Below are 26,329 nucleotides of genomic sequence, written 5' to 3' on the forward strand. Positions count from 1 at the left end.
CAAGAGCACGTTATAATTTCTTTTTAACTGCTGAGGTGATCACAGTGAGGCATAGCCCACGTAAGCGTTTTGGTCAGAATTTTCTGCAAAACAAGCATATTATTGATGAATTATTGCGAGCTATAAATCCTCAACCTGATGACAACCTATTAGAAATTGGGCCAGGCCTTGGGGCTTTGACCCAGCCTTTGTTGCGGCACTTGCATCAACTGACGGCGATTGAAATTGATACTGATTTACAGCGTTACCTGCAAGAGCTTCCTATTGCTCAGGGTAAGCTTAAGCTCATTCCTGCTGATGCCTTGACGGTTGACTACAGCCAAATGGGTTCTCACTTAAGGGTAATAGGCAATTTGCCTTACAACATCTCAACCCCCTTATTAATCCATTTACTGGGTTATGCCAAGCACATCGATGACATGCACTTCATGTTGCAAAAAGAAGTTGTAGACCGAATGGCTGCTGTTCCTGGAACTAAAGCCTATGGACGTTTGAGCGTTATGCTGCAATATCATTGCGAAGTTGAGCATTTGTTTGATGTACCTCCAGAGGCCTTTGATCCTCAGCCTAAAGTCGATTCGGCTGTTGTCAGGCTGATCCCTTACCAGGTTTCTCCTTTTGCACCAGTTGCAGTGGAGCAACTGGAACGAATTGTTGCCAGTTCGTTTGCAATGCGCCGTAAAACACTGACTAACAATTTGAAAGGGATTATTTCTGCTGACGAGTTGAACACCATGGGCATTGATGGCGGTAGAAGACCAGAACAAATATCTGTTGCGGAATATGTTCAACTAGCGAAATTTATTTCCAAATAGTGTAAAATAGATAAAATAACATATTGGAGGTTATTTTGTTTCATCGTCAACGAAAAAGCACTTTATCTGCTCAGGCTAAACCAGTTAAAGATTTAATGCGACATGTGACCGCCGCACAATTTTTGCTTGATAACAAACGCCAGAATTTGATACACCGAATAAGGGAATTAAGCGGTTTGGAAGCATCTCGCTATGAGAGTTTATGTAACGTCCTTCTGGAAAACATGGTTGATTATTGCCAATCACTTCCTGAAACTGCAAACAGTTATTATTCTCAACCCGGCGGGGTAATGGACTACGCATTAAATCGAACTGAAGCCGCATTAAGTTTGTTCAAAGAATTTATTGTTCTGGATAAAAGCGGAATCCTGTCTGAAGAACAGTTGCTTTGGCAGTATGCGCTCTACTCTGCAGCAGTTTTGCAAGGAATAGGTAAGTTATGTCTGGACTACCGTATTCATGTGTACGATGCGAATGGTCAGCAATTAAAACAATGGAATCCATTACTGGAGCGTTTGATTGATACGGGAACGTATTACGATTATGAGTTTCAAAAAGAAGCAGATCAGGATTTTCGTCGCCGTTTAAACTTATTATTAGCAAGAACCTTGATGCCCGTCAGCGGTTTTAACTGGATTGCTTCCCAACCGCAGGTGTTGGCTGTCTGGTTGGCTTTGCTCAACGAAGATCCTCGTTCTGCCGGTACCCTGGGTGCTATTCTAATCCGTGCCGATGCTCTGGCCATTCAGCGCTATATTAATGAATTTATGGTTAAAGCCGGAGTCGGTCGAGGCGGTCGTTATGGATTAGCAGGCCCATTTGCCGGAGGAGTTCCCGCATCTCTTGCTGAAAAAGAGATGGCAATGGGTATCGAATTTATTCAATGGCTAACCAATGCATTGGCCGAAGGTCGAATCATGATTAATAAAGCACCATTATATATGGTGCCGGGTGGTATGTTAATGACCCAGGAAATGTTTCAGTTTTTTGTTAGAGAGCATCCTGAATATAAAAATTGGCAAGCAGTGCAAAATGGATTTTTGTCTTTGGGATTACATCGTCATGCTGTGGCTGGCAGTGTTACCGGGCGTTTTGAACAAGCTCATACCCAACGAATGGAAACAGGCGTGGTTTTTAGTGAATTTGCAGTCGCTTTGCCGTCTACCGTTCAGGTATATCAATTTAATACGGGCAAGATTGAACCCATGTCGGCAATAGATTTAATTCATAAAGCACCATTTACCAGTCAATTTACTCAGCAGCACAATACGCAAACGGTTACTCCCCTGCATAAATTATCGGCATCGGGATTATGGCAAGCGATTGACAGTGAGGCACCTCATTTGGGTCCGGGGGTGAGAGGCGGTGTCTGATTACGCTATTGGTGATGTGCAAGGATGTTATGAACCGCTACAACGCTTGCTTGATTTAATCCAGTTTAATGAGCACAGCGATCGTTTATGGTTTGTTGGTGATTTGGTGAATCGCGGCCCTGATTCTTTAGCTGTATTGCGGTTTATCAGTCGTTTACCTGTTACGCCCAAAATTACTTTAGGAAATCATGATTTACATCTGCTGAGTTCTTTGTTCGGGGGTAGGCCTTGGAAAGGCCATGATGATACCATTCAGGATGTATTAAAAGCCTCTGATGGCGAAGAGTTGGGGCATTGGCTAAGAAAACAGTCTTTGTTATGTTACTCATCTGAACTTAATGTGGTGATGTGCCATGCCGGAATTTGTCCTTTGTGGGATTTGCCTAAGGCTTTGTCTCTGGCAAAGGAAGTGGAAACAGTCCTTTCTGGCGAACACTATAAAGAATTTTTGGCACAAATGTATGGTAATAAACCCGATATGTGGATGGATGATTTAATCGGTGTGGACAGGTTAAAAGTGATTATCAACTATTTTACCCGCATGCGATTTTGCGATGATCTTGGTCGTTTGGAATTGAAATACAAAGGCGCCATTTCCAAAGCTCCACCTCATCTTCATCCGTGGTACGAGGTTCCTGGTAGAAAAGAAATACCGGCAGATATTGTTTTTGGGCATTGGGCGGCGCTTATGGGGTTGTGTCCTAATCCTGGAATTCATGCGATAGATACAGGCTGTCTTTGGGGCGGTGAATTAACTGCATTAAGACTTCAGGATAAACGAAGGTTTTCTGTTTCTGGTTAAAATTTAACAATAACGGGCGATGACATTGGTGAACTTTTTGATAAAAAAAACATTGTTGTTACAGGTGTTGCTGTTGTTGTCCCTTTTCGGATCAATAAGCGGTTTTGCTGATACAGCGCAATTATACCGCTGGGTGGATAATCCAGTTGCAGAGGCGCAACGAGTGAATCATGCCCAAGCTCGCCTACACAAGGCAATAGAGAAACCCGAGTTTATGCTAAAAAACTGGATAGAATTACCTACTTCACCTGTTGCGGTTAAAAAAAACACCCTGCGTTTAAGCATCAGAGAAGCCATTTTACTCGCCTTAAGGTACAACCCCAATATTCAGAATGCTGAGTTAGACCGGATCATGCAACGGTATCAATTGCGTTTGGCTCAAAATGAATTTGAATTGCAATATGCGCTTGGGGCGCAAGGAATGATCCAGAAAAGCACCTTTGATGGTATTGGTACTTCTAAAACGAATACCTTCCTGGCAAGTCCAGAACTGGATTTAAAAACAAAGTTAGGTACCAAGGGTTCATTGGCTATAGATAACAATGTAGGCGTTAATAACAGTTATAATCCTGTGTTAAACTTTTCAGTGACTCAGCCTATATTGAGGGGCTTTGGTTCATCGGTAAATGAAGCCGGGCTATTGGATGCGGTTGATAATGAGCAGATTAACAAGCTTAGCTTGAACCAGTCAGTGGCCGATCAAATCACGCAGGTTATCATTGCTTACAGAGCACTTATTTTAAGCGGTAACAATTTGCAAAATCAGCGCTTGCAATTAAACGAAGCAAAAAAATCCTATGCTATGAATGAAAAGAAAATCAAGGTGGGACAATTAGAGCCAACCGGTAATATTCAGCAATCCTATCAAATTGAATCGCTCAGCTTGTTGGTAGAACAAGGCGAAAATGATTTTAAAACAGCTGCTCAGGATTTATTACAAACCATAGGCCTCGATCCTGAAATGCGTCTGTCTGTACCCAGTGATGTGACCATAAAAGAGATAGTGATTCCTGATTTACAGCAGTCTATAGAGATTGCTCTGAATCATAATGTCTCCTATTTAGCCCAAAAAATGGCCTTGCGTGCCGATGAACGAGCGTATCAAGTTGCAAAAAATCAGCAATTATGGCAGTTGGATTTATCCGCTAATGTGCAAAGCGGTACCGTTAATGACGTCACTGGTGTCAATTCAGGCGTGCGTGGTATTTATAATGGCAACAACATAACCGAGTCAGCTCGACTCACCTTGACTGTTCCATTAAACGATATTGGCCGTCGCAGCCAACTGATTAATGCAAAACTAAAACTGGAAAAAGACAGAATTAATTTGATTGCGGCAAAGCGTGCTTTGATTACCAATATCACCAACATCATCAACAGTATTCAGAGTTTGGCAAAACGTTACGAATTGGCAAAAAAACAAGTAAAATTGGCGCAAAAATCATATGCTCTGGAAAAGAAAAAACAACAAGCGGGAATTTCCAGTGCATTGGATGTCAATAATACGCAAAATCAGTTAATACAAGCGCAGTCAGGTTTAATCGGAGCAAAGATTGCGTATCTTAATCAGTTATCAGCCCTGCAAAGGACTTTAGGAACCACGCTGGACTATTGGCAAATTAAACTAAGGTATGGCGGATGAACATCTATTTAAAAACGAGTATAAGCCTGATTTTAGCCGGTCTTTTAGCGGCATGCGGCGGCGAAAAACAGCCTAAGCCAGGCGAGGTCCATTCTTATAAAGTAACGCCTCAGTCTTTACATAAAACCCTTCATTTTACCGGTACTATTCAACCCTTGCACGAGAGCACGCTAACCAGCCCGGTCGTCGCAGTAGTTGAATCAATGAATTTTCATTACGGTCAGATGGTAAAAAAAGGCGATGTGATACTCACGTTGAATTCTAACGAATTACAGAAACAATACAATGACACGCTCACGGATTACCTTAAAGCAAAGGACAGCTATTCTATTGCCAAGGCAAAATTTACAGGAACGCAAGAGCTGTGGGATGCGGGTTTGATATCTAAAAATAATTTTTTAAGTGAAAAATCGAATGTGGATACTGCGCGAGTGACTCTCATGCAGGCTACTCGCAAATTCACGGAGTTGCTGGAGCATATGGATGAGGATAATGCACAGAATTTTTCGGCGTTAAGCCTTGCTGATTTTGATAAAGTAAAAAAAATATTAACCGCCAATCATCATCTTATTCGTTTAAAAGCACCCAGCGATGGCGTGATGCTTTATCCGCCCAAGTCGGGAGAGGACAAATTGGCACGAATTGGTGTTGGTTCTGCAGTTAAGGCAGGACAAGTGCTGGCTTTAGTTGGTGATTTAAAGGGAATTAGCGTTGAAATCGATGTTCCCGAAATAGATATTGATAAAATCCGTCCCGGAATGAGCGCAACCATTAGTGGCGTTGCTTTTGGCAAGCACCAGTTAAAAGGCACCTTGGTCGCAGTGAATGCTCAGGCATCAAATACTGGCGGCGGTGGATTGCCTTCATTTACGGCGGTGGTGGAAGTGAACTCTTTAACCGCAGAGCAACAACCCTGGATTAAAGTGGGCATGAGTGCTGCTATAGAATTGAATGTCGATAGCGAAAATCAACTCCTGGTTCCTATTGCTGCGGTGAAGCGCGAAAAAGGAAACAGTATTGTCCGATTAAAGTTGGCTCAAGGTACCCTTGAAAAGCGCATTGTAACCACAGGCCCTGCCCAGGCAGATTCTGTTGTCATCGAATCCGGGCTTAAAGAAGGTGATGTGGTGGTTTATGATTAATGAACCCTTGATTGTACTCAGGGATTTGGTAAAAACCTATCAACTTGAAGGGATCAGCAGCACTGTCTTAAACAACGTTTCCTTAACGGTTAATGAGGGTGATTTGCTTGCTATAGTCGGTGCTTCCGGCTCTGGAAAATCAACATTAATGAATATCATAGGCTTACTGGATAAGCCGGATTCCGGTTCCTACAGTTTAAAGAACAGAAACGTAGCCGGGTTAAGCGATGATGAATCGGCTCTAATTCGCAATCAAAGTATTGGTTTTGTTTTTCAGCAGTTTAATTTACTGCCTCGGTTCACCGCCATGCAAAATGTTGCCTTGCCGTTGACTTACAGAGGTACACCCTTACCACAAATAAAAGAAAAAGTGGTGCAGGTGCTTGAAAAGGTAGGCATGGCGCAATTCGCAGCCCACAGACCCATGCAACTGTCGGGTGGCCAACAACAAAGAATTGCAATAGCCAGAGCCTTAGTGACAGAACCACAGGTCATTTTGGCCGATGAACCAACCGGCGCCCTTGATTCACGTACAGGTTCTGACGTAATGAACTTGTTTTTAACTTTGCATGGCGAAGGCCGCACGATTATCATGGTAACGCATGATGAGCATGTTGCTGCACAATGCAGGCGCAGAATTACTTTAGCTGATGGAGTGATTGTAGCGGAGTCAGGTTTATGAATTTTATCAACCATTGTCAGCATGCGTTGGTTAATTTAACCGCATCCAAACTTCGCTCTGTTTTAGCGGTATTGGGTATTTTAGTCGGTACAGCTGCGGTGGTTGCCTTAATCAGTTGCGGCCAGTTGGCTACCGAAAAAGCACTGGAACAATTCAAGGCTTTGGGAACCGATTTATTGGCTGTTTCAGTGTATCAAAAAATGCCCAGCAAATCCCGTAGTGGTGAAGATTCCCTTTCCATAGTGCAATGGCAAAGTTTGGCCGATCAGATTCCTTACATAAAAAAAATTGCCCCTTACAGTACCGCCTATCAGCAGTTAAGTTTTCAGGGAAAAGTGATGCAGGGAGTAGTTATTGGCGCTGATGAGCATTTAGCAGAGATAGTTCATGTCGATTTAGCTCAGGGACATTTTGTCTCTTTTGTTGAATCGTTTGAGCATTATTGCGTTATTGGTGATGGGTTGGCGCAACAAATAAAAGAAATCAGTATGGATGATCCGGTTGGTAAACAGCTGCGCATAGGCCAATCCCTATATACTATTATTGGTATTGCGCAACATTGGAAGGAAAATGGATTTTTTAATGAAGACATCAATCAAGCGGCAATCATTCCTCTAGCAGGGATAAGTTTGGTCAGTAAGGAAGCGAAAATAAATAATGCCGTTATCCTGTTGCGACCGGATAGCCCCATAGACGAGGTTATCGATCAGATAAAACACAGAATCAGTTCGCTGGCGCCAAAACTCAGCGTATTTCCGCGCAGTGCCAAACAAATCATAGCCAGTATGGAAAGTCAGGGACGAATCTTTACCTTATTACTGGCGGTTATTGGCGGTATCTCTTTACTGGTTGGTGGTATCGGTGTAATGAATGTGATGTTGGTTTCCGTGAGCGAGCGAAAAAAAGAAATCGGTATAAGAAAAGCAGTAGGTGCAAAAAACAGTGAAATTCAGGCGCTTTTTTTGGTCGAGTCGGTGATGCTTTCATTATTAGGGGGGGCTTTAGGGGTTATCTTAGGACTTATTTTTACCCGTATAGTCGCTTATTTTAGTGATTGGCCTTTTTCAATTTATTTGCTTCCACCCATAGCCGGTTTTATTGTTTCTGCAGCAACTGGAATTTTCTTTGGTTTTTATCCTGCCCGCCGTGCAGCAAAACTCGAACCTATGGCTTCTTTACGCAGTGAATAAATCCGAAATTATCCTGATTTCTTTATCGGGCAATTTACTGTTCACCATTGTTGTTAGAATTTCAATCAGTTAAAATTGGTTTTTTAATTGATTTGGCAACTTATGTTATACGGCGATACCATTCAGGATACCAGGCAAATGTTTTTTAACAGTTGGGAAAAATACCAACAAAAACGTGTGCTAACTCCTTTGGAAAACGAAATTGTTCAGGTGATACTGGTTCATCCTGAATACCATAAGATCCTTGCGCAACCCGCCAAGTTTCAAGAACAGGCTTATTATCCTGAACTGGGCGAAACCAACCCCTTTTTGCATATGGGATTGCATCTGGCGGTAAGAGAACAGGTAGGTACCGACCGCCCTTGCGGGATTCATGCGGTGTATCAGGCTTTGGTTAAAAAATACAAAGACAATTTGGCTGTTGAGCATTTAATTATGGAGCAACTTGCCGAGTGTTTGTGGCTTTCTCAAAAAAATAATACACCGCCCGACGAACAGCATTATTTGGCTGTATTGTCTGGGTATCTTGATGATAATCAGTTAAGATAAGTTTTTAATTATTCAACCAGGTTCATTATGAAGAATCAGGAAAAATCCACCCATTTTGGCTTTAAATCGGTTGCCTGGGATGAAAAAGAGAAAAAAGTTGCGGACGTTTTTCATTCGGTGGCTAAAAATTATGACTTGATGAATAATCTGATGTCTCTTGGCGTTCATCATCTTTGGAAACGATTTACTGTAGAATTAAGTCAGGTCAGACCAGGACAGACGGTTCTTGATCTTGCTGGTGGCAGTGGTGATTTAACCCGTTTATTGGCCAAAAAAGTTGGTGACAGCGGTCAGGTTGTTCTTGCGGATATTAATTCAGCCATGCTTCATGTTGGGCGGGACAGGCTGCTGGATTTGGGGCTTTTTAAAAACATCAGTTTTGTGCAAGGTAATGCACAATGTTTACCCTTTGCTGAACATACCTTCCATTGCATTACTATGGGATTTGGTTTGCGTAATGTAACGGACAAAGAAGAAGCGCTGCGTTCCATGTTCAGAGTCTGTAAGCCAGGCGGAAAGTTGATGGTACTTGAATTTTCCACGCCAACCTTCCCTGGATTAAAACCCGTTTATGATTGGTATTCTTTTAATGTGTTGCCCAAAGTAGGAAAATTTATTGCTCATGATGAAGCGAGTTATCAATATCTTGCTGAGTCCATAAGAATGCATCCCAATCAGGACGATTTAAAAGCAATGATTGAACAGGCCGGTTTTGAGGATTGCCAATATCATAATCTAAGTGGAGGCATAGTGGCTTTGCACGTTGCCTATAAATACTGAGTGAACCATGTTAAAAAAATACTCTTTAAAAGCCTTACAAAAAGCAATTAATCAGGCCATAAGCCTTGATGATGCCATGCCGGATAAATTGCGCACACTTGACGGCAAAGTGCTGGAAATGGTTATTTCACCATTGAATGTTCGTTTCTTTATTCAGTTTATGGATGGAGAAATGCAGCTCCTTGATGCGTTTGACGGACAAGCAAATACAGTTATACACAGTAATCCCATAGGATTAATTCGGCTGAGTTTATTGCCCCCATCTAAAGCCCGATCGTTGTTTAATGATAAAATAAGAATGTCGGGTGATATTGAGTTTGGCCAACAGGTTAAACGATTGTTTGATGAGATGGATATCGATTGGGAAGGTCATTTGGCTCACTTCACCGGTGATGTGGTTGCTCATCAAATAGGCTCTTTTATTCGCAGAGGCATGGAATTAAAAAATCAATTCAGTGAGTCCATGCGTCATAATGTAACAGAGTTTCTCCAGGAGGAATTACATATTCTTCCCGGTAAAAATGAACTGGACGATTTTTATAAAGATGTAGATGAATTAGCTTTAAGTGTTGAGCGATTACAGGCTCAGGTCAAGGAGCTGATAAATGATAATGAATCAGATTAATTGCATCCACTTGCGTGGTGCTATTGAGCAGGGCAATTGTGCCATTTATTTTCCTGTTTCACTTTATAGTTCCCGTAAAACGGGTTAGAACCTCACGATTATTAACTGATGAGCTGCCATGAAATCAATGAAACAATTAACACGCCTCATTCATATCAATTTTATTCTTGCCCGTAATGGGTTAGATAATGTAGTCGTGACTTTAAGGCTTTTTGCGCCATTACGCTTCATAGTGTATTTAAACCCCTGGAATTGGCTCAGAAAAGAACCACTCACTCGAGGGCAGGCCTTGCGCAAGACCCTTGAAGAATTAGGCCCGATTTTTATCAAATTCGGTCAGGCTCTTTCCACTCGACCCGATATTCTTCCTGAAGATATTGCAAGAGAATTAAGTAAATTACAGGATAAGGTACCGCCCTTTCCTGGTGACACAGCGATTGCCATTCTTGAGAAGGTTTACGGGAAATCCCCCTATGATATTTTTGCCCAGTTTGATTCCAATGCCTTGGCATCCGCTTCCATGGCTCAGGTGCATGCAGCGACTTTGCGATCTGGCGAAGATGTAGTCGTTAAAATTCTTAGACCTAATATGCGGCGCATTATCGAACAAGACATTAGCATCATGTATACCATAGCCAAATTGGCCGATCGTTATTGGCCAGAAAGCCGGCGCTTGAAACCCAAAGAGATAGTCAAGGAATTTGAACATACGCTACTTGATGAGCTTGATTTGCTTAGAGAGGCAGCGAATGCTGCGCAATTACGACGAAATTTCAATAACTCGCCACTGCTCTACATTCCTGAAATCTACTGGGATTATGCACGGGATAATGTACTGGTTATGGAGCGAATTCGCGGAATACCAGTTTCTGATGTGGCCACCTTAAAGGCGCAACAGATTAATATTAAGAAACTGGCGGAGCGTGGTGTTGAAATTTTCTTTACCCAGGTTTTTCGCGATTGTTTTTTTCATGCCGACATGCATCCGGGAAATATTTTTGTTTCTTATGAACATCCTCAGGATCCGCAATACATCTGTATCGATTTTGGAATAATCGGTACTTTAAACGAAACGGACAAACAGTATCTGGCGGAAAATTTATTGGCTTTCTTTAATCGTGATTACCGAAGAGTTGCACAATTGCATGTTGAGTCAGGATGGGTTTCCCGAGACACACGTGTTGATGAATTTGAAAGCGCCATTCGTACTGTTTGTGAACCCATATTCGAAAAGCCTTTAAAAGATATTTCCTTTGCTCAGGTGGTGCTGCGCTTAATCCAGGTAGCCAGACGCTTTAACATGGTAGTGCAACCCCAGCTGGTGTTGCTGCAAAAAACGTTATTGGCTGTTGAGGGATTGGGAAGACAGCTTTATCCCGATCTGGATTTATGGGTCACTGCAAAACCGTTTTTGGAAAAGTGGCTGCGCCAGCAAATTGGCCCTAAAAATTTCCTGAATCAATTAAAGCAAAATTTGCCCTTTTTCACTGAGCAATTGCCGCATATGCCTAAATTAATTTTTGACGTATTGGAGTTAAAAAAGGCAGAGTTAATTGAAAGAAAAGACGCCAGTGCTTCGGTTGTTACACAACAGGAACGAGCATTTGATTGGAAAAGTGTTGGTATGGGAGTCTTTCTCTCTTTTTTGACCCTGGCTTTAGTGGATTATTTTGATTTTATCGATTATCAAAAGATTACCCCCATAGCCTTAACCGGGGCTGTTTTTGCAGGAGTATTTGTTCTCATAAACCGTAACTTAAGGAGTTAAAATGGGATTAAGCGGCATCAGTCCTTTATCGTTACTGCTCATATTCGGCATTATTGTTGCGTTGTTTGGAACGTCCAAATTAAAAAATATGGGCTCCGATCTGGGTGAAGCGATAAAAAATTTCCGTAAAGCAATTAACGAGGATCAAACCTCGGCGGCCAAAAAGGAAGATAAAACATCATGAGCAGTGGTGAGTTAATTGTCACCTTGATTGTTGCAGTTAGTGTTTTTGGGCCGTCTAAACTGCCTATGCTGGCTAAACATCTGGGGCTGTTGCTGCATCAATTAAATCGGTTAAAAGAATACGCCGTAGAATTTTGGCAGCAACAGCTCAATGAAGTTCAATTGCAGGAAAATAAACGCAAAGCAGAACTTAGCGATCAAGAATACCAAAAAAAGCAATCCAAATCAGAACATTCCTCTTAAACGACAGGGTAAACGCATCTAAATTAGGAACATAAATCTCCACCCTTTTGCCTACGTCCTGCGCTTTATGCGCAGGATCCATGCGATCTTAGTGCAGGCAAAGATCTGGATTCTGCGCATAAAGCGCAGAGCGTAGGCATCTTGGTCTTAGATAATACGTTTAGATGCGTTTGCCCTGTCTTAAACGAAGCTCACCATTAATTAATTCCAAGGGTTTGATGGTGATGTTTATTGCGCATCTGAAGTTTAATTTTTTTGCATCATAAGCTGAAATTAACTCCCCAGGTCATCCCGAGCGCAGCGAGGGATGACCTGGGGAGTTACAGCTGAAACCAAGAAAACTTTACAGTTTTGCAATATTTTCTTAACAAATCCTTAATATTCATCTGACATAATGCCTGCAGATAAATTATAAAAAGCTAAAACGGAGAAGCGTCTTAATTTAATGCAGCTGAATTTTGAAACAGTATTTAAAGCATGCACGATAGTTAATAATTTACTTAACTGAGGAGTTACCAACCATGGCATTATCAGAAATCATGATTCATGATGTACTTAAGTTCCAACTCAACAAAGTTATTTGTGAAACCAGTTATGGAAATCTACGGCACTACCTCCTGGAAAGAGCCCCTTTATCAGCAGTTACCGAGGTCATTGATTCTTTCCTGAACGAACATTACTATCATGATAAACAAACGATAACCCAACAGCTCATTCATGCCGCATGTGATGCTCAAAAAATACTTGATGCCGAGGACGCCAGTAAAGATGCGCAAGAAAATGAACGTGATAATCAGCTTCGCATCGATTATAACGAAGAGTTTTATACCCAAAAAAGCAAGCTGGCTCAACTTGAAACCGCAATCCCCCTGCAAATGAATTACAAAGCACAGTTTGAGAGTCAGGTTTCTGAATACAAAATAAACCTGAATCAAATTGAGCAAGCCCTGGAAAGCATAAAACAAAGGCGAGGAATCATTCAAAGCAGATATCATTTAAACCCTGGCATACCTCAACCCAACGTCCATGCTCATCCGCAAATGGTCGTGCATGGCCCCGTTGTTCACTCTGTCGTCATGTCCATTCAGGATCAAGTTACTCTGGAGCAATTAGCTCTTGAAGAAGGCAGGTTAACTGGTGAGCGTCAACGATTAAACCAATTGATTACTCTAAAGAAGCAGGATATTTCTCGAGAAGGCCAGCAATTGAACACGCTGCAGCGTGAAAAAAAACAGGCAGAAGAACGTGTGCAGTATTTAATGAAAGAACTGGATGATGAACTTCCTGAACGAGCACAACAACGGGAGATTCGTCATCAAGAGCGTCTTGCCAGAGAACATGCCCGTCAAACGGATGACCCGAATTTGCTGCAACTGGCGCATAAAACTAAAGAAGAGCTCAATAAGAATATTGAGGCTAAAATCAAACAATTGGATGATTTAAAAGCACAATTAAGGCAAACAGTTGTGGCTCATGGTTATTCCATGTTTGTCACTCAACTGGACGAAATCTTGCGATCTGACGCTTTTTTAAAAGCGGATTATCATGAGCGTGACGCATTAAAGAGTATTACCTCTATAATGAAAAACTATCTTGAAATAAACAGTCAGGAACAAGAGCTTATTCAGCGATTAGACAACGTAAAAAATACCTTGCAACAACAGCAAAAAAACCTTGTGAGTAAAACAGCACAACTTAAAGATTATGGATGTTCTGAACCGCAATTGATAGAAAAGAATAAAACGCTCACAAACCAAAAGATTCAATTGCAGGGGGATAGTCAATCAGCTGCTTTAGCAAGAGATTTGATGTTTGGTGTTTCTTTTGTTTGTGGCGCAACTGCCTTAGTTGGGGGAGTAGTATTTGGGACAATAGTATTCGCTCCGTTGAATATTATTTTAGTTACCGCATTGGCTTTAGTCAGTTTGGTCACTTTAACAGCGGGTATCGTCTATAATTCAAAACAAACCGATGCGGATTATCAGTTGAAACAAAATACCTTAATGATTGCTGCAAATCAGTCCCTCTTGACTAAGAATGGAAAGGAAGCGGAACAATTACGTGAACACACTATCCCTAAACTTAAGCGCAGTATAGAAGAAGCACGAGGAACCATTCCTCAACTTGAGGCACAGATAAAGCAAAAGAGCGATGCCAAACAACAACTGCTGGTTAAAGCGCAGAATGTGCGTTGGGGTTTTAGCGGTGGCTCCCTGCCATTTTTTAATGGCGTATCCGCTGGTCACTTTGAGCCAGTAAAACCCTCTGCTCCTCCTGCCCCTAATAGCCCTGAGCATGAAGTTGAGCCTTTTTCTTTATATCCTTCTATTTCAACCGGTTTTTCGCTGCGCCACTAAAGGGTTCATTGCCATCCATTGAGCAGGGTATGCTGTTCAATGGATGGATTTTATCGTTTTATTTTGTGTTATTCTTTGTGCTCTGCATCATTGTTGATAAACGAAACTATAGCGTGTTGTAAAAAGCGAAGCCTCTCTACACGGTGATGTTTTAATTGCAATAAAAGATTATGACCTTGTTTTTGCGATAATCCGAGCCAGTAACGGCTCACTAATTTTCGCATCATTTTTTATCAGGTTATTTGATATAACCCATTAATTTTAAATGCTTTGTTTTTAATAATGAGGTTGCTTCGCAACAGTGTTTAATCCCCCTCACCCTTAGTCCCTCTCCCCCACGCTGTGCGTGGTGGAGAGGGGAAAACTGGGTACGTTTAATTCACTACATGGGATTACTGTGGCTTTTAATTTTCCACAAATAAATCAAAATGCATAGTTTTCGATCAGTTTTAATAAATCCTTAATGTTGATTTGTCATAATATCGGAGGATAAGCGATAAAAAGCTTAAATGGAAAAGCGTGTTGATTAATGCAGCAGAATTTTGGAGCAGTATTTAAAGCACGCACGATAGTTAATAATTTACTTGACTGAGGGGTTACCAGCCATGGCGTTATCAGAAATCATGATTCAAGATGTACTTAAGTTACAACTTAATAAAGTTATTCGTGAAGCCAGTTATGAAAATCTACGGCTCTATCTCCTGGAAAGAGCCCCTTTATTAGCAGTTACCCAGGCAATTGAATCTGAATTGAACAAACATAGCCAGGATGACATACAAACGATAATCCAACAGCGCAATCGCACTGCATCTGATGCTCAAAAAACAAAAGACGAGCATGATAAGAATATTCAGGATGAAATCAAACAACTGGCTGATTTAAAAGCGCAATTAATGCACACAGTTATGGCTGAGGGTTATTCCATGTTTGTCACTCAACTTGATGACGTGCTGCAATCTTCTGCCCCTTTAAACTTAAGTTCAAATGAGCGTAGTGAATTAGAGCGTATTACCTCTTTAATGAAAAACTATCTTGCAATAAACAGCCAGGAACAAGAGCTTAATAAGCGATTAGACAACGTAAAAAACACCTTGCAACAACAGCAAAATAAACCCGCAAACCAAAAATCTCAATCGGAAAGCGATAGTGAATCAGATGCTGTAATACGATTTTTGACGTTTGCTGCTCCTATCGCTGGCATTATAGGTATCTCATGTGGAGGAGTAGTTTTTGCATTGACGCTAGCGGGTCCTGCTACTGTAACTGTAGCAGCTATCATTTTAGCAGCCGTAGCAGGTATTCTAATTGCAGGCGTAGTAAGTTATTTGAGTTTAGGTGCATTAGCGTTGTGCTTTACAAAGATTACAGGTAATGATTTCCTCTTTATAAAAAATAAAAAGGAAACGGAAGGATTAGGTGTAGACACTATCCCCGAACTTAATCGAAGTATAGAAGGAGCACAAGAAACCATTTCTCAAATTGAGGCAGAGTTAGTGGAAAAGAGCAATGCCAAACAACAACTGATACAAGAAGCGCAAGGAATCACTCCTCAACCTAAGGAAAAGACAATGGATGAGAGTGATACCCAACAACAAGTGCAGGTTAATGCGCAGAAAGTAAATAAGGTTGGTCGTGGTGGCTCCCCGTCATTTTTTAATAGAGCATCCGATAGTAACTTTAAGTCAGAAAACCTTCCTGCCAATGATAATGATGGCCATGGGCATGACTCTAATCCTTCCACTTCAGCGGGTTTCTCCTCAAGCCAATAAAGGGTTCATTGCCATCCATTGAGCAGGGTATGCTGTTCAATGGATGGATTTAATCGTTTTATTTTTCGAGTTAATCACCAAACCGATTCACGGGTTTGTGGCAGTAAGGTGCTTTGTGGTGATGGGCATAATAATTTTGATGATAGTCTTCCGCAGGCCAGAATGGCTGTGCTTTGAGCAGTTGCGTTGTAACCGGGTATCCTCTGCTGAGTAATATCTGGATTAAAGACGCTGCGGTCTGATGTTGTTCTTCGTTATAGTAAAATACAGCACTTTGATATTGTTGACCTATATCGGGGCCTTGTCCTGTTTTTTGGGTGGGATCGTGTATTTCAAAAAATCGTTTCAGTACATTGCGATAATTGGTTTTTGCCGGATCATAAATGACCCGCACCGCTTCATAGTGGCCTGAGGTTCCCTTACAGACCTCGTTATAGGTTGGATCCTGAATATGTCCTCCGCTGTAGCCTGATTCCGCTTTTAATACGCCGGGAAGTTGCTTTAAAAAATGTTCAACCCCCCAAAAACATCCTCCAGCAACCAGCGCTTCTTCGCTATCGAGGACAGTTAAGTCTTCAACAAAATCGAGAGATGCCGAGTTGACGCAATGGCGAAGATTTTTAGGCGTGAATGATTCGCCAATAAACACATGCCCCAAATGAGCGTTGCAACGTGCGCAGACTATTTCTGTTCTCATGCCGTCTGCATCCGGTAGTTGTTTGACGGCATGGTCTATATTGTCGTCAAAACTTGGCCAACCACATCCCGAACTAAACTGATTACTCCCCCGAAACAGTGCAAGGCCACATCGTCTGCATAAATAAGTGCCGTGCGTTTTAAGAGTATTGTATTGACCTGTATGCGGATATTCTGTCATTTTATTGCAGACTATGCGGTACACCGCAGGAGGCAAGCTGGCCGTCTTATCAAGATAGTGATGCATGACATCCATCCTTAAACAAGGTTAGTTATATTAAATAATAGATTAATTCCCACGCTACACGCCAAAAAATAATTGGTGTAGATTTTGGCAAAAAAAAACCGGGTCTAAATCGCTCCCGGTTTTTTAAAACAGTTCTGCTTGTTTAGTCTGGAGATAAATCACTGAACCTGGCAAATTTTGTCGGCCATATACCCTATGGCGCCTGCGTAATAAATTGAATTATTATAACGTAATATCATCTTATAATTGGGGAAAGCAAGAAATGTAGGTCCGCCATAGGGCTGGACGATACTGGCTTGTAATTCCTGATAAGGCAGTGGATGCCCATCTTCCGTGCGAACACCTAATTCATTCCATTCACTAACCGGTTTGATGATGCTTTTACCTTCCATGCTCATGTCAAACTTGGCAGGTAATTTAACTTGTATAGCCCATGGTTCGCCAGTTTTCCATCCATTTTGCTTCATATAATTGGCAATAGAAGCAAATACATCCGGTTTACTTTTCCAAATGTCTTTTCGGCCATCACCATCGTAATCAACAGCGTATCTTACCCAACTTGATGGTAAGAATTGCGGTTGGCCAGAGGCTCCAGCCCATTCGCCTTTAAAATCAGTCAGGCTAACGTGGCCATCGTTGAGAATGTGTAATGCCAAAAACAGTTCTTTACGGAAAAAATCTTTACGTTTTGAGTCATAAGCCAAGGTAGCTAGCGCCTTGATTACCGGGAAATTTCCCATATAGGTGCCATAGCTGGTTTCCATACCCCAAAACGAGACGATAAAGCAGGGATTAACACCATACTGTTTGCCAATTTCATCTAAGAGTTCTTTATTCTTTTTGTATTCCTTGCGGCCCATGACAATTCGATAATTATCGGCTCGGGTATGCAAATACTTGGTGTATGTCAGACGGTGTTCTGGTTGTGAGCGCATAAATCCTTTAATCTGATGACTGGGCTCTTTGATACCGGCAAAGGCTTCGTTAAAAACATTAGGAGCAATTCCTTGTTGCAGGGCTTCTTCTCTAACCCCGGCAACCCAATCATTCCAATTCTGGTTTGCACATGCGACCTGATTAAACAGCATCACTGCAACTATCGTGAGCCCCCACTTTTTCATAGCTCTTCCCCCGGTTTATTGTAATTTATTGGCTTTAATTTTAAGCCGATTTTTTTTGCCTTTAATTTTTAAATCAATCGCTCGTTTAAATTAATTCGTTATGTGTGTATTCTAATAAGATAGACCAATAATTTAAAAATAGCAGCTATGGAACTTCATCGTCTTGATGCAAAAACCATTCACTCCGCATTTTTGACTGCTTGTGATTTTGTAATTGCCAATCGTGAGCAGCTTAATGCCATTAATGTGTTTCCTGTTGCCGATGGCGATACTGGTGATAATATGTCTGCAACCGCCTTGTCTGTTTTGTCTCACTCCGCCTTACAACCCACTTTGCAGGAGACATTAAACTCTTTGGCAAATGCAGCGCTGATTGGCGCTCGTGGTAATTCAGGAATGATTTTTTCTCAATTTTTTAATGGTCTCACCGAAACTGAATTAACCGCAGAATACATCGATACACTGACATTTTCTCGTATGCTTTCCCAAGCCAGTCACAGCGTACGATCGGCTATACTTCATCCGGTTGAGGGGACCATCATTACCGTCATTGATGCCTGGTCAACCAGCATCACTAATGCAGCCGTTGATATTACCTGTTTCAACAAATTAATGGAACACGTTTTGCCTGAGGTGCATCAATCGTTACAAAAAACCGCCCAAATGTTAACCGTTTTGCAAGAAGCACACGTTGTTGATGCCGGAGCTCTGGGGTTTTATCATTTTATTACGGGTTTTTCTGATTACTTAGCAAATCCTCGGGCGCTGACGGCGCATCATCATCACGAGGAGTGTTTAAAATCACATCATGAATTACTTGATGCAAGCGATGCACCAGTACAACGCTATTGTACGGAGATTACTCTTGCAGGTGAATCTCTGGATAGATCCGTCATCGCCCATCAGTTAGAACAATTTGGTGACAGCGTTGTGAGTAGCGGTAACCCAAAGTTGTGTCGATTTCATGTTCATTGCACCCAACCGGCGCTGGTTTTTGAATCACTTTTAAATACAGGTACAATAACCCATGCCAAAGCACAGGATATGCTTCGTCAATTTCAAATGCTGCATCAACGTAAATATCCTATTGCTTTAGTTACTGACTCCAGTGCAGATCTTGCTCAATCCATACTGGATGAATATCAAATTCATATCATTCAACTCAACATGCATCTGGATGGGCATCATTTACTGGACAGAATTTGCGTTAATCCGGACAGTTTCTATGATCGATTAAGCACGCTCAAACAGTACCCTAAAACCTCTTTTCCATCACCCGCATTATTGGCGGAGCAAATAAGCCATTTGGCAGATCATTACGAACAGGTGCTTATTTTGCCTATTTCCCAAGGATTGAGTGGAACCCATGATGCCATAGTTAAGGCATCTGAGGGTTTAAATAATGTGCATGTGGTTAATTCCTGCCAAACATCAGGAGGATTAGGATTGCTGGTGCGTTTTGCTGCTCAACTTATCGCTTCCGGGATGCCTGTAAATGCCATAAAACAGGAGCTGATTGCTAAAATAGCGCAAATAGAAATAATGGTGTACGTCAATAATTTCGATTCATTGATTCGTAGCGGGCGTATAGGCAGAATAAGCGGTAAAATCGCACAATTAACCCAAATTAAACCCATAATCCGCCTTGATTGCTCAGGAAAACCCACATTGTTTGATAAAGCCTTCAGCGAAACTAAAGCATTAACCAAGCTGATTCGTCATGTCGAGTCAATGTGTCAACATCAGGCTTTAGATTCTTATGGTCTAGTGCATGCCGGGGTTCCTGAAAAGGCTCTATCTTTCGCTCAGCTAACAGCAGAAGCTTTTGGGCAGCCGCCAGCTTTTATCGAATCAGCGTCAACGGCGCTGGGTCTGCATGCGGGTAAAGGAAGTGTGGCCTTGGCCGCTATGATGAAATAAACGGGAAGATAATAATTATGACTTTGATATTTGTTGTATATTGCGCTGTGTTTCTTCATATGTGTCTGGTTTGGTGCGTGTATCGCTACTTAAAAAATCCGTCAGTGGTTGATGTGGGTTGGGCTTCCGGCTTGACCCTTAGCGGCCTTATCTATTTATTTGCTAATCCCGTTTCCTCTCGTTCCCTGATTCTCGGCTTCATTCTTCTTCTTTGGGGTGGGCGATTGGGAATTTATTTGTGGTATACCCGAATCAGGTTAGGTCATGTTGATCCACGCTACACCAGTCTAAGCGAGCAATGGAAAATTGCTAAACCGCTTGGTTTTTTTCTTAATTTTCAGATTCAGGGCGTGTTGATTACCTTGGTTGCTCTTCCCTGGTATTTTTGTGGTACTTCTTTAGTGGGTTATTTAACTCTGTTTGATTATTGCGGTATTTTGCTTGTAATCGCAGGATTAACTGGTGAAACCTTAGCCGATATGCAACTGCAACACTTCAAAAAATCGCCCTCGGGGGCGGTCTGCACCGTGGGTCTTTGGAATTACTCCAGACACCCCAATTATTTTTTTGAATGGATGGTATGGTGTGGTTTTTCCCTGTTTGCTTTAAGCCACAGTTACGGATTTGTTGGCTTCATTTCACCCTTGACCCTGTATCTGATTATGACGCAAATTACCGGCCCCATGACTGAGGCTGGTTCAATCAAATCAAGAGGACAGGCTTACGTGGATTATCAAAAAACAACACCCATGTTTTTTCCTCGCCTTAAGTAGGTTCGTCATCCAGGGCAAACGCATCTAAACGTATTATCTAAGACCAAGATGCCTACGTTCTGCGCTTTATGCGCAGAATCCAGATCTTTGCCTGCACTAAGATCGCATGGATTCTGCGCATAAAGCGCAGGACGTAGGCAAAAGGGTGGGGATTTATGTTCATAATTTAGATGCGTTTACCCTGGTTCGTCATCTTATTCTTTGCGTCTGATGATTTCTCATGATAAGAGATTCACGAGTTGGTGGCCGGAGATAGGCATGCGAATACTAAACTGTTCACGAGCCAATAACTTGCAAAAACGGATGATTCCCTATTCGTAGATACTGTCTTTAAATGCAAGCAGCCTTTTAACGACAATTTTGCTTGCATTTAAAGACAGTATCTACATGTAAATAGATTAACACCAGTAAGGCTTGCTCTTTTAGGATCGGAACCCCTTAAAAGAATAAATCCTATTCATTGGAACCTTTACGATGTTAATTGGAATTGTTGAATCAGCTCTTTATTTTCTTTTTCATCTTTTAATGACTTGAGCGCAAGAGCCGCCCCTGTAGCAAACAACCCAACGGCCAACGCAGCTGTTCCAACAGCAGGCACCATACTCACTCCTGTAACGCCAAGGGCAATAGAAACCCCGGCTACAGCAACCGCCAGAGCCATCATCAGATAGCCCAGAATTTGCATGGCAGAAGAAGGGCTTTTTAAAGCAGCTTGAATAAACGAGGTATAGTCTTTTGTTTGCTGTTCACTGGGCTTATTCGCCATAAACGCACGGGTTTTATCCAACACTTTTATAAGATCTGCACTATCCAGCTTACCCTGTTCAAAAAATGTTTCCACTTGTTTAAGCAAATTACCGGCATGCTCCTTGACCTCTCCCGTTAACTCTTGTTGTTTTGCTCTGAAGGTCAAATAAGATTCAAAAAACGGAGCTAAAGACACATCAATATGAGCCATAGCCGCTGGGTTGTTCTTAACTGCTGCTAACGCAATTTTTTTATCTGCTTTTAAATTTGGAGGAGCGAATTTTAATTGTAAGCCTGCGTTCTTAACTACTTCGAGAACACAATCCCTATTGTTTTTTAACTCATCATCAGCAAACTCAAAAAATCCAGGATAAGTTACCAATGTAGAACGATTAATCTCAAGACGCATCAGAGACAGCATCATATGACCTAAAGATTTTACTTCTGGCGTAGGTTCACCCAGTAATGTTTGAATCAACACCATGCAATCATTTTTCTGGCTGTCAGTCCCATTTGAGTAAAGTAACACTATTCGTTTATCCAATATATCATTTAAGATTTCTAGTGCTATTGTTCGATTAGCAAAAAGTGCCGCAATTTTTTCAACCAGCTCTATTGCTAAATCCTTCAGATCCAGAAATGGGTAGCTTAAAGCGTCATTACGAAAAAGCAGATAATTTTTTAAAAAAATGCGATGGTACGATACATGATCGATTACCTCAGGATTTGTATTAACGGCATCAAGCAGAAAAGCTCTGTCGTCACGTAATAAATAATCTACACAACGAATGTTTTTTGCATTCGATTTAATTGCTGCAAGCACAATTTCTTTGTCTTCTCCAAATTGACGTTTAATTTGCTCGTAATGAATTACTTCACCATTTTGTTGCACGGCTGCAAGAACCAGCTTTCTTCTTTTTTCAATTTCAGGATCTGCAAACAGTATATTCTTGCCATTGATCTTCACTGCCTTAAGCATTAATTCATAATTCTTTTTAATCGCATCACCCGCATAGAACATTGGGAACAACGGATCTTTCATCCCAATACGTGCAATCTCAGGATCATTTCTTAAAGTAGGACTTGCATATTGGAATGCAGATGAATTTTGCGATACCGCTGCAACAACAACCTTTCTATTATCTCTCAACAATTGAAACATCAACCCGAGCGATAGGCCATCTTGTTTGGCTGCTGCAAGACAAATGTCTTCACAAAGTGCTAAACGTCTGGAAGCAAACTCTATTGCCCCTCCTTTATTTTGCACTGCTTTGAGTACTATCTCATCATTATCTTTTTGATTTTCTCCTGCAAACTCAAGTGCAAATCCATTCTGTGATACCGCAGCCAAAACCACTTCATCATCTTCTTGCAAACTTTTATCCGCAAATTTAAGTGCACAACCATTTCGCTTTACAGCAGCAAGAACGACATCTTTATTTTTTTTAGCTTGTTCGCTGGCACATAGAAGACCCCATTTATCACTCATAACCAAGGCAGTAGCAACTTCTCTATCATTTTGTAAGAGTATATTTGCGTTCATGTAATTCACAGGCTCTACTTTAATTGCAGCAAGAACCTCTTCTTTGGTAGACTGTTCGGGTATCATGGGGATTCCTCTATAAAAAATTTGTGTTAAGCCGAAAAAGTGGGGTAGTAGCTATCAAGAAATTAATACCTTCCAGAGACTCTTAGGTATTGCTCCATTAAAAACCAATTAGGATTATTTTAAATCAATTGCGGCTAAAATACAATACGCTATCGTGATCTATTACTTATCATTAGCACCTAGACAAATTAAGGATATTTCAGCACATTAAGATACAAGCCTGTATGGACGAAGTCGTAATACAGGATCTATCCCCTCCAGCACATCCGTTTTTTTTATTTCAATTTGCTATAGACATCATCGTTCAACTAGGGAATTCTTTTTGCATGGCAGGATATCGAAAAGATGATTCATTCGGTGCCATCTGTTTTTTTCACGTTAAATTGATGAGACAGTCAGTCTGACTAGCTGGATTATGACTTCGTCAAATACAAGCTCAAACTCTTGACTGATGAAATAGCCCCCCCCCAAAAACAATCATTGCTTCTGGTGCGATTCATATTGCCTTAATATTTATTGTCTATAATGCAAGCATAATTACTTAAATTTATATGGTTTGGTTTAACATGGTTCATTCTATAATCAAAAAATCGCAGATAGATATTTATACATGCCCTAAAGCCGAGCCTATAGTTGATGCTACGGAACTGTCTGTAGGTGATTTGCATGCTAATGCCATGTTGTTGCTGTATTTTCTGGTTACCAATGGCGTGGTTAAAATCAGCGCTACTGATTATGCGCAATTAAAAGACATCTATTTAAAAAGAGAATTAACCCGAAATGATGTAACTGCTTTCAACTCAATTATCGATGCTTTAGTCATAGAGGCAAAACCACTGATCCGCTTGATAGGTGATGAAGTGTGCGACCGGGGTGAAAACGATTATTTTATTTTTAAAATTCTGGATAAACTAAAAAAATCTGGAGTTGCAGTCGAAATTCTGTTGTCCAATCATGGTATTGAATTTTTGATACCCTATGAAGAGCAAAAGCACACTCTGGATGTTAACAATTTATTTGCCCCAAATATAAATTTTGGGGGGCAGGCACAATCCATGAACAACCTGAGGAACTCTATTGAATGCGGCATTATCCGTGCAAATGAAGTAAATAGTCTTATTAAAGACAGTTATTTACCGTGTTTAAAATTAATATCCTATACCCTTTCCGGCAGTGTCATCACCATTTACAGCCATGCTGGTGTAGGCTTGGAGACTATTCGTGCTTTGGCAGAGAAATTTAAGGATAAGGGAGTTGTTTATCAAGACGATACCGCTGAACAATTGGCAAAAACCATAGAAGCCATTAATTGGGTTTTTGCTCAGCATGTTCGCACTGGAACGGTTCATACCTTACCAGTCGATTTGGCAAAATCCTGTGACTTTCGTGATGATCCAGTTAACTTTTTACTGTGGAATCGTGATTACACTGAACTAAGCAGGAATCAAGAGCATAATGGTTACACACTGTTTTATGTTCATGGCCATGACTCCGGTGAGAAGACTCACGAGAATATTGTTAATCTGGACGGCTACTTAGGAAAATTTGCAGATAGCAATATTGACGATTTCAAGTGTTTGGGCGTAAGAGGTGATTCAGTCTTACATCTTCAGGCTAAGGTGCATGAAGCACTTGAACATCAAGTAGGGCTTGTCGCAGACGAGCCAACAGATGCTGCCCCTGAACAAACACAACCTAATCCAGTCAGGCAAAAATCGGCATCCCAACAACCTGTTGAGGATGGGGTTGATCCATTCCTCAGTCAATTAACCAAGCTCCAATTCAAAGCTCAATCCTTGTATAAGGATGGCCACAAAACAGCTTATGACAGCGCAATGGCTCTGCATAAGGCTCTTAATGGCGCATATAACCTATTGCAAATCGACGAAGATCACGACCAGTTCAATAAAAGCTGTACTGCTGCTATTGCCCAACATAGAGGTCAACTGGATACGCACCGGGGTTGGTCTGAGTTATTGATTAATTTGTTGATTGCAATACCTACAGCCGGTATAGGATTACTTGTTAAAGGTGCGGTTAATATGGCACAGAAACGATCATTCTTTTTTGTACATAAGACCGAATCTGCAAAAATCGTGGATGAGATTGCTGAGCAAATACCAAATCCAGCAAAAAAATTATAAAGCAGATATACGTTCAAACACCCAGAGTAAGGTCTTTATTGGTCAGATCACCGGATTTTTTATGCACAGTAGTGAGGTAATAAGGTAAAAATATTGACATTATTGGGCGTTCTATGAGATAGTGCATCTGCGAGGTTGGACTTGCTATGTGTCATTCCACTGGGTCAATTGGCGACACACTGATTGGCCCTTTCTATTTTCCTCTTTATCCCTTAAAAAGCACTCAATGCAAGCTTAATCCCTATAAACGTCATTAACACGCCGCTCAATAACTCAATAGTTTGCCATACTCGAGTTTTGGTCAGAATATTAGCAAAAAAACGGGTGGTGAGGGTAAGTGAACTAAACCAAATGAAGCTTGAAGAAAGAACGCCAGCTAAAAAGGCTAATTTATTATCAGGAAATTGACTGCTGCCACTGCCTATAATCACTACTGTATCAATAATGGCATGGGGATTGAGTAAACTAAAACCCAAAGCAAACAAGATGATCTGCATTCGGTTATGCGGCTGTATCGTCTGGCCGGTTTCTTTATCAGAACGGGCAAAAGCATTACGAAAAGCTTTTAAGGCATAATAAAGGAGAAACGTGCTGCCAAACCAAACCAGCCAAATTTCTATGGTGGGATGAACCAACAAAAGCTGATGTAAGCCCGCTACACTGGCAGAGGCTAGAATAATATCACAGATAAAGCATACCGCTGTGGATAAAACGGCATGATTTCGGCGAGCGCCTTGCTTTATCAAAAAAACATTTTGCGGCCCTAGAGCCATAACCAAAGACAAGCCCAAAAGTAACCCATTAAGATAAATCGACATAATAAAATTAAAAACAGAATAAAATGCTGACGATTATAGCATACACTAGGAAATTAATGCATTAATTTTGAACCAAAAGAACACTGATCCAACAGCACTCATACTGTTGAAGAAATCAACCCTGATGGGGAATAGAGTCAATTAGGGTCTGTTGACAATTCACCGCTGCCTACGTGCCGTGGCTTGTCCACGGCATCCAGTAGCTCTCAATAATTGGCCAATTTTTGAAACGTTTTTCACGGCGAGCTGCTTCAATATACAACTCATCCATTTCATAATAAACCAGCATGTGTAGGTTATATTTGGCTATGAAGCCGGGTATGAATTTATTTTT

Annotated in this window: 24 protein-coding genes; 18 read left to right on the forward strand and 6 right to left on the reverse strand. The window is 41.2% G+C overall.

The annotated features are described in order from the left end of the window. Positions 1-44: 44 nt before the first annotated feature. The 14 genes from rsmA (at position 45) to Lwor_RS06430 (ending at position 14,151) form a co-directional block, all read left to right on the forward strand. Complete coding sequence (rsmA, locus tag Lwor_RS06365; RefSeq protein ID WP_058493064.1) at positions 45-815, forward strand: 16S rRNA (adenine(1518)-N(6)/adenine(1519)-N(6))-dimethyltransferase RsmA; 771 nt, start codon at positions 45-47, stop codon at positions 813-815. A gap of 35 nt (positions 816-850) precedes the next feature. Beyond that, on the forward strand, positions 851-2,188 hold the full coding sequence (locus tag Lwor_RS06370; RefSeq protein ID WP_172458828.1) for a conjugal transfer nickase/helicase domain-containing protein: 1,338 nt from the start codon (positions 851-853) through the stop codon (positions 2,186-2,188). Beyond that, entirely contained in the window at positions 2,181-2,990 is an 810-nt protein-coding gene (locus tag Lwor_RS06375; RefSeq protein ID WP_058493066.1) for a symmetrical bis(5'-nucleosyl)-tetraphosphatase, read from the forward strand. Before Lwor_RS06370 ends, Lwor_RS06375 begins: the two co-directional genes overlap by 8 nt. 133 nt (positions 2,991-3,123) lie before the next feature. Further along, positions 3,124-4,632 carry a TolC family protein gene (locus Lwor_RS06380; protein ID WP_415582806.1) on the forward strand — a complete coding sequence of 503 codons (1,509 nt, stop codon included), beginning with the start codon at positions 3,124-3,126 and terminating at the stop codon, positions 4,630-4,632. Continuing rightward, positions 4,629-5,774: an efflux RND transporter periplasmic adaptor subunit gene (locus tag Lwor_RS06385; protein WP_058493068.1), complete on the forward strand. Its 1,146-nt coding sequence runs from the start codon at positions 4,629-4,631 to the stop codon at positions 5,772-5,774. Before Lwor_RS06380 ends, Lwor_RS06385 begins: the two co-directional genes overlap by 4 nt. Further along, positions 5,767-6,456, forward strand: coding sequence for an ABC transporter ATP-binding protein (locus tag Lwor_RS06390; protein ID WP_058493069.1), 690 nt, complete (start codon positions 5,767-5,769; stop codon positions 6,454-6,456). Before Lwor_RS06385 ends, Lwor_RS06390 begins: the two co-directional genes overlap by 8 nt. Next, complete coding sequence (locus tag Lwor_RS06395; RefSeq protein WP_058493070.1) at positions 6,453-7,646, forward strand: ABC transporter permease; 1,194 nt, start codon at positions 6,453-6,455, stop codon at positions 7,644-7,646. Before Lwor_RS06390 ends, Lwor_RS06395 begins: the two co-directional genes overlap by 4 nt. 102 nt (positions 7,647-7,748) lie before the next feature. Further along, positions 7,749-8,195 carry a DUF1841 family protein gene (locus tag Lwor_RS06400; protein WP_058493071.1) on the forward strand — a complete coding sequence of 149 codons (447 nt, stop codon included), beginning with the start codon at positions 7,749-7,751 and terminating at the stop codon, positions 8,193-8,195. A gap of 27 nt (positions 8,196-8,222) precedes the next feature. After that, positions 8,223-8,975 (forward strand): bifunctional demethylmenaquinone methyltransferase/2-methoxy-6-polyprenyl-1,4-benzoquinol methylase UbiE, encoded by a 753-nt coding sequence (gene ubiE / locus Lwor_RS06405; RefSeq protein ID WP_058493072.1) that lies wholly within the window; start codon positions 8,223-8,225, stop codon positions 8,973-8,975. Between the two features lie 7 nt (positions 8,976-8,982). After that, positions 8,983-9,600 (forward strand): ubiquinone biosynthesis accessory factor UbiJ, encoded by a 618-nt coding sequence (locus Lwor_RS06410; protein ID WP_058493073.1) that lies wholly within the window; start codon positions 8,983-8,985, stop codon positions 9,598-9,600. A 118-nt stretch (positions 9,601-9,718) separates the two neighbouring features. Beyond that, positions 9,719-11,368, forward strand: coding sequence for a ubiquinone biosynthesis regulatory protein kinase UbiB (ubiB, locus tag Lwor_RS06415; RefSeq protein WP_058493074.1), 1,650 nt, complete (start codon positions 9,719-9,721; stop codon positions 11,366-11,368). 1 nt (position 11,369) lies between these two features. Next, complete coding sequence (tatA, locus tag Lwor_RS06420) at positions 11,370-11,552, forward strand: twin-arginine translocase TatA/TatE family subunit (RefSeq protein WP_058493075.1); 183 nt, start codon at positions 11,370-11,372, stop codon at positions 11,550-11,552. Beyond that, on the forward strand, positions 11,549-11,794 hold the full coding sequence (locus Lwor_RS06425; RefSeq protein WP_058493076.1) for a Sec-independent protein translocase subunit TatA/TatB: 246 nt from the start codon (positions 11,549-11,551) through the stop codon (positions 11,792-11,794). The genes tatA and Lwor_RS06425 overlap by 4 nt, the downstream gene beginning before the upstream one ends. Positions 11,795-12,315: 521 nt before the next feature. Then, positions 12,316-14,151, forward strand: coding sequence for a hypothetical protein (locus Lwor_RS06430; RefSeq protein ID WP_058493077.1), 1,836 nt, complete (start codon positions 12,316-12,318; stop codon positions 14,149-14,151). A 68-nt stretch (positions 14,152-14,219) separates the two neighbouring features. On the opposite strand, the gene Lwor_RS13745 is transcribed toward Lwor_RS06430, so the two are convergent. Continuing rightward, the gene (locus tag Lwor_RS13745) at positions 14,220-14,378 is read right to left on the reverse strand and encodes a hypothetical protein (RefSeq protein ID WP_157063133.1); all 159 of its coding nucleotides are present in this window, start codon (positions 14,376-14,378) and stop codon (positions 14,220-14,222) included. Positions 14,379-14,756: 378 nt separating this feature from the next. Here Lwor_RS13745 and Lwor_RS06435 point away from each other — a divergent pair, with 378 nt between their 5' ends. Continuing rightward, entirely contained in the window at positions 14,757-15,920 is a 1,164-nt protein-coding gene (locus Lwor_RS06435; protein WP_058493078.1) for a hypothetical protein, read from the forward strand. A 70-nt stretch (positions 15,921-15,990) separates the two neighbouring features. On the opposite strand, the gene Lwor_RS06440 is transcribed toward Lwor_RS06435, so the two are convergent. Then, positions 15,991-16,863 (reverse strand): bifunctional methionine sulfoxide reductase B/A protein, encoded by an 873-nt coding sequence (locus tag Lwor_RS06440; RefSeq protein ID WP_058493079.1) that lies wholly within the window; start codon positions 16,861-16,863, stop codon positions 15,991-15,993. Positions 16,864-17,021: 158 nt separating this feature from the next. Continuing rightward, positions 17,022-17,984: a lytic murein transglycosylase gene (locus Lwor_RS06445; RefSeq protein WP_058493080.1), complete on the reverse strand. Its 963-nt coding sequence runs from the start codon at positions 17,982-17,984 to the stop codon at positions 17,022-17,024. Between the two features lie 147 nt (positions 17,985-18,131). On the opposite strand from Lwor_RS06445, the gene Lwor_RS06450 reads away from it, so the two are divergent. Both Lwor_RS06450 and Lwor_RS06455 read left to right on the forward strand, forming a co-directional pair. Beyond that, a complete protein-coding gene (locus Lwor_RS06450) occupies positions 18,132-19,904 on the forward strand; it encodes a DegV family protein (protein WP_058493081.1) in 1,773 nt (590 codons plus the stop codon). A 17-nt stretch (positions 19,905-19,921) separates the two neighbouring features. Beyond that, a complete protein-coding gene (locus Lwor_RS06455; protein WP_058493082.1) occupies positions 19,922-20,677 on the forward strand; it encodes a DUF1295 domain-containing protein in 756 nt (251 codons plus the stop codon). A 469-nt stretch (positions 20,678-21,146) separates the two neighbouring features. Here Lwor_RS06455 and Lwor_RS06460 read toward each other — a convergent pair whose 3' ends face one another. Next, complete coding sequence (locus Lwor_RS06460) at positions 21,147-23,033, reverse strand: DUF4116 domain-containing protein (protein ID WP_058493083.1); 1,887 nt, start codon at positions 23,031-23,033, stop codon at positions 21,147-21,149. 566 nt (positions 23,034-23,599) lie between these two features. Here Lwor_RS06460 and wip point away from each other — a divergent pair. Continuing rightward, the gene (gene wip / locus Lwor_RS06470; RefSeq protein ID WP_058493085.1) at positions 23,600-25,177 is read left to right on the forward strand and encodes a Dot/Icm T4SS effector Wip; all 1,578 of its coding nucleotides are present in this window, start codon (positions 23,600-23,602) and stop codon (positions 25,175-25,177) included. 212 nt (positions 25,178-25,389) lie between these two features. On the opposite strand, the gene Lwor_RS06475 is transcribed toward wip, so the two are convergent. Together Lwor_RS06475 and Lwor_RS14090 are read right to left on the reverse strand one after the other, a co-directional pair. After that, positions 25,390-25,995, reverse strand: a complete 606-nt coding sequence (locus Lwor_RS06475) for a LysE/ArgO family amino acid transporter (RefSeq protein ID WP_058493086.1) — start codon at positions 25,993-25,995, stop codon at positions 25,390-25,392. A gap of 169 nt (positions 25,996-26,164) precedes the next feature. Continuing rightward, positions 26,165-26,329 (reverse strand): GIY-YIG nuclease family protein (locus tag Lwor_RS14090; RefSeq protein WP_476638474.1); only part of this gene is annotated, 165 nt, incomplete at its 5' end.

The organism is Legionella worsleiensis (assembly GCF_001467535.1).
GTDB lineage: Bacteria > Pseudomonadota > Gammaproteobacteria > Legionellales > Legionellaceae > Legionella > Legionella worsleiensis.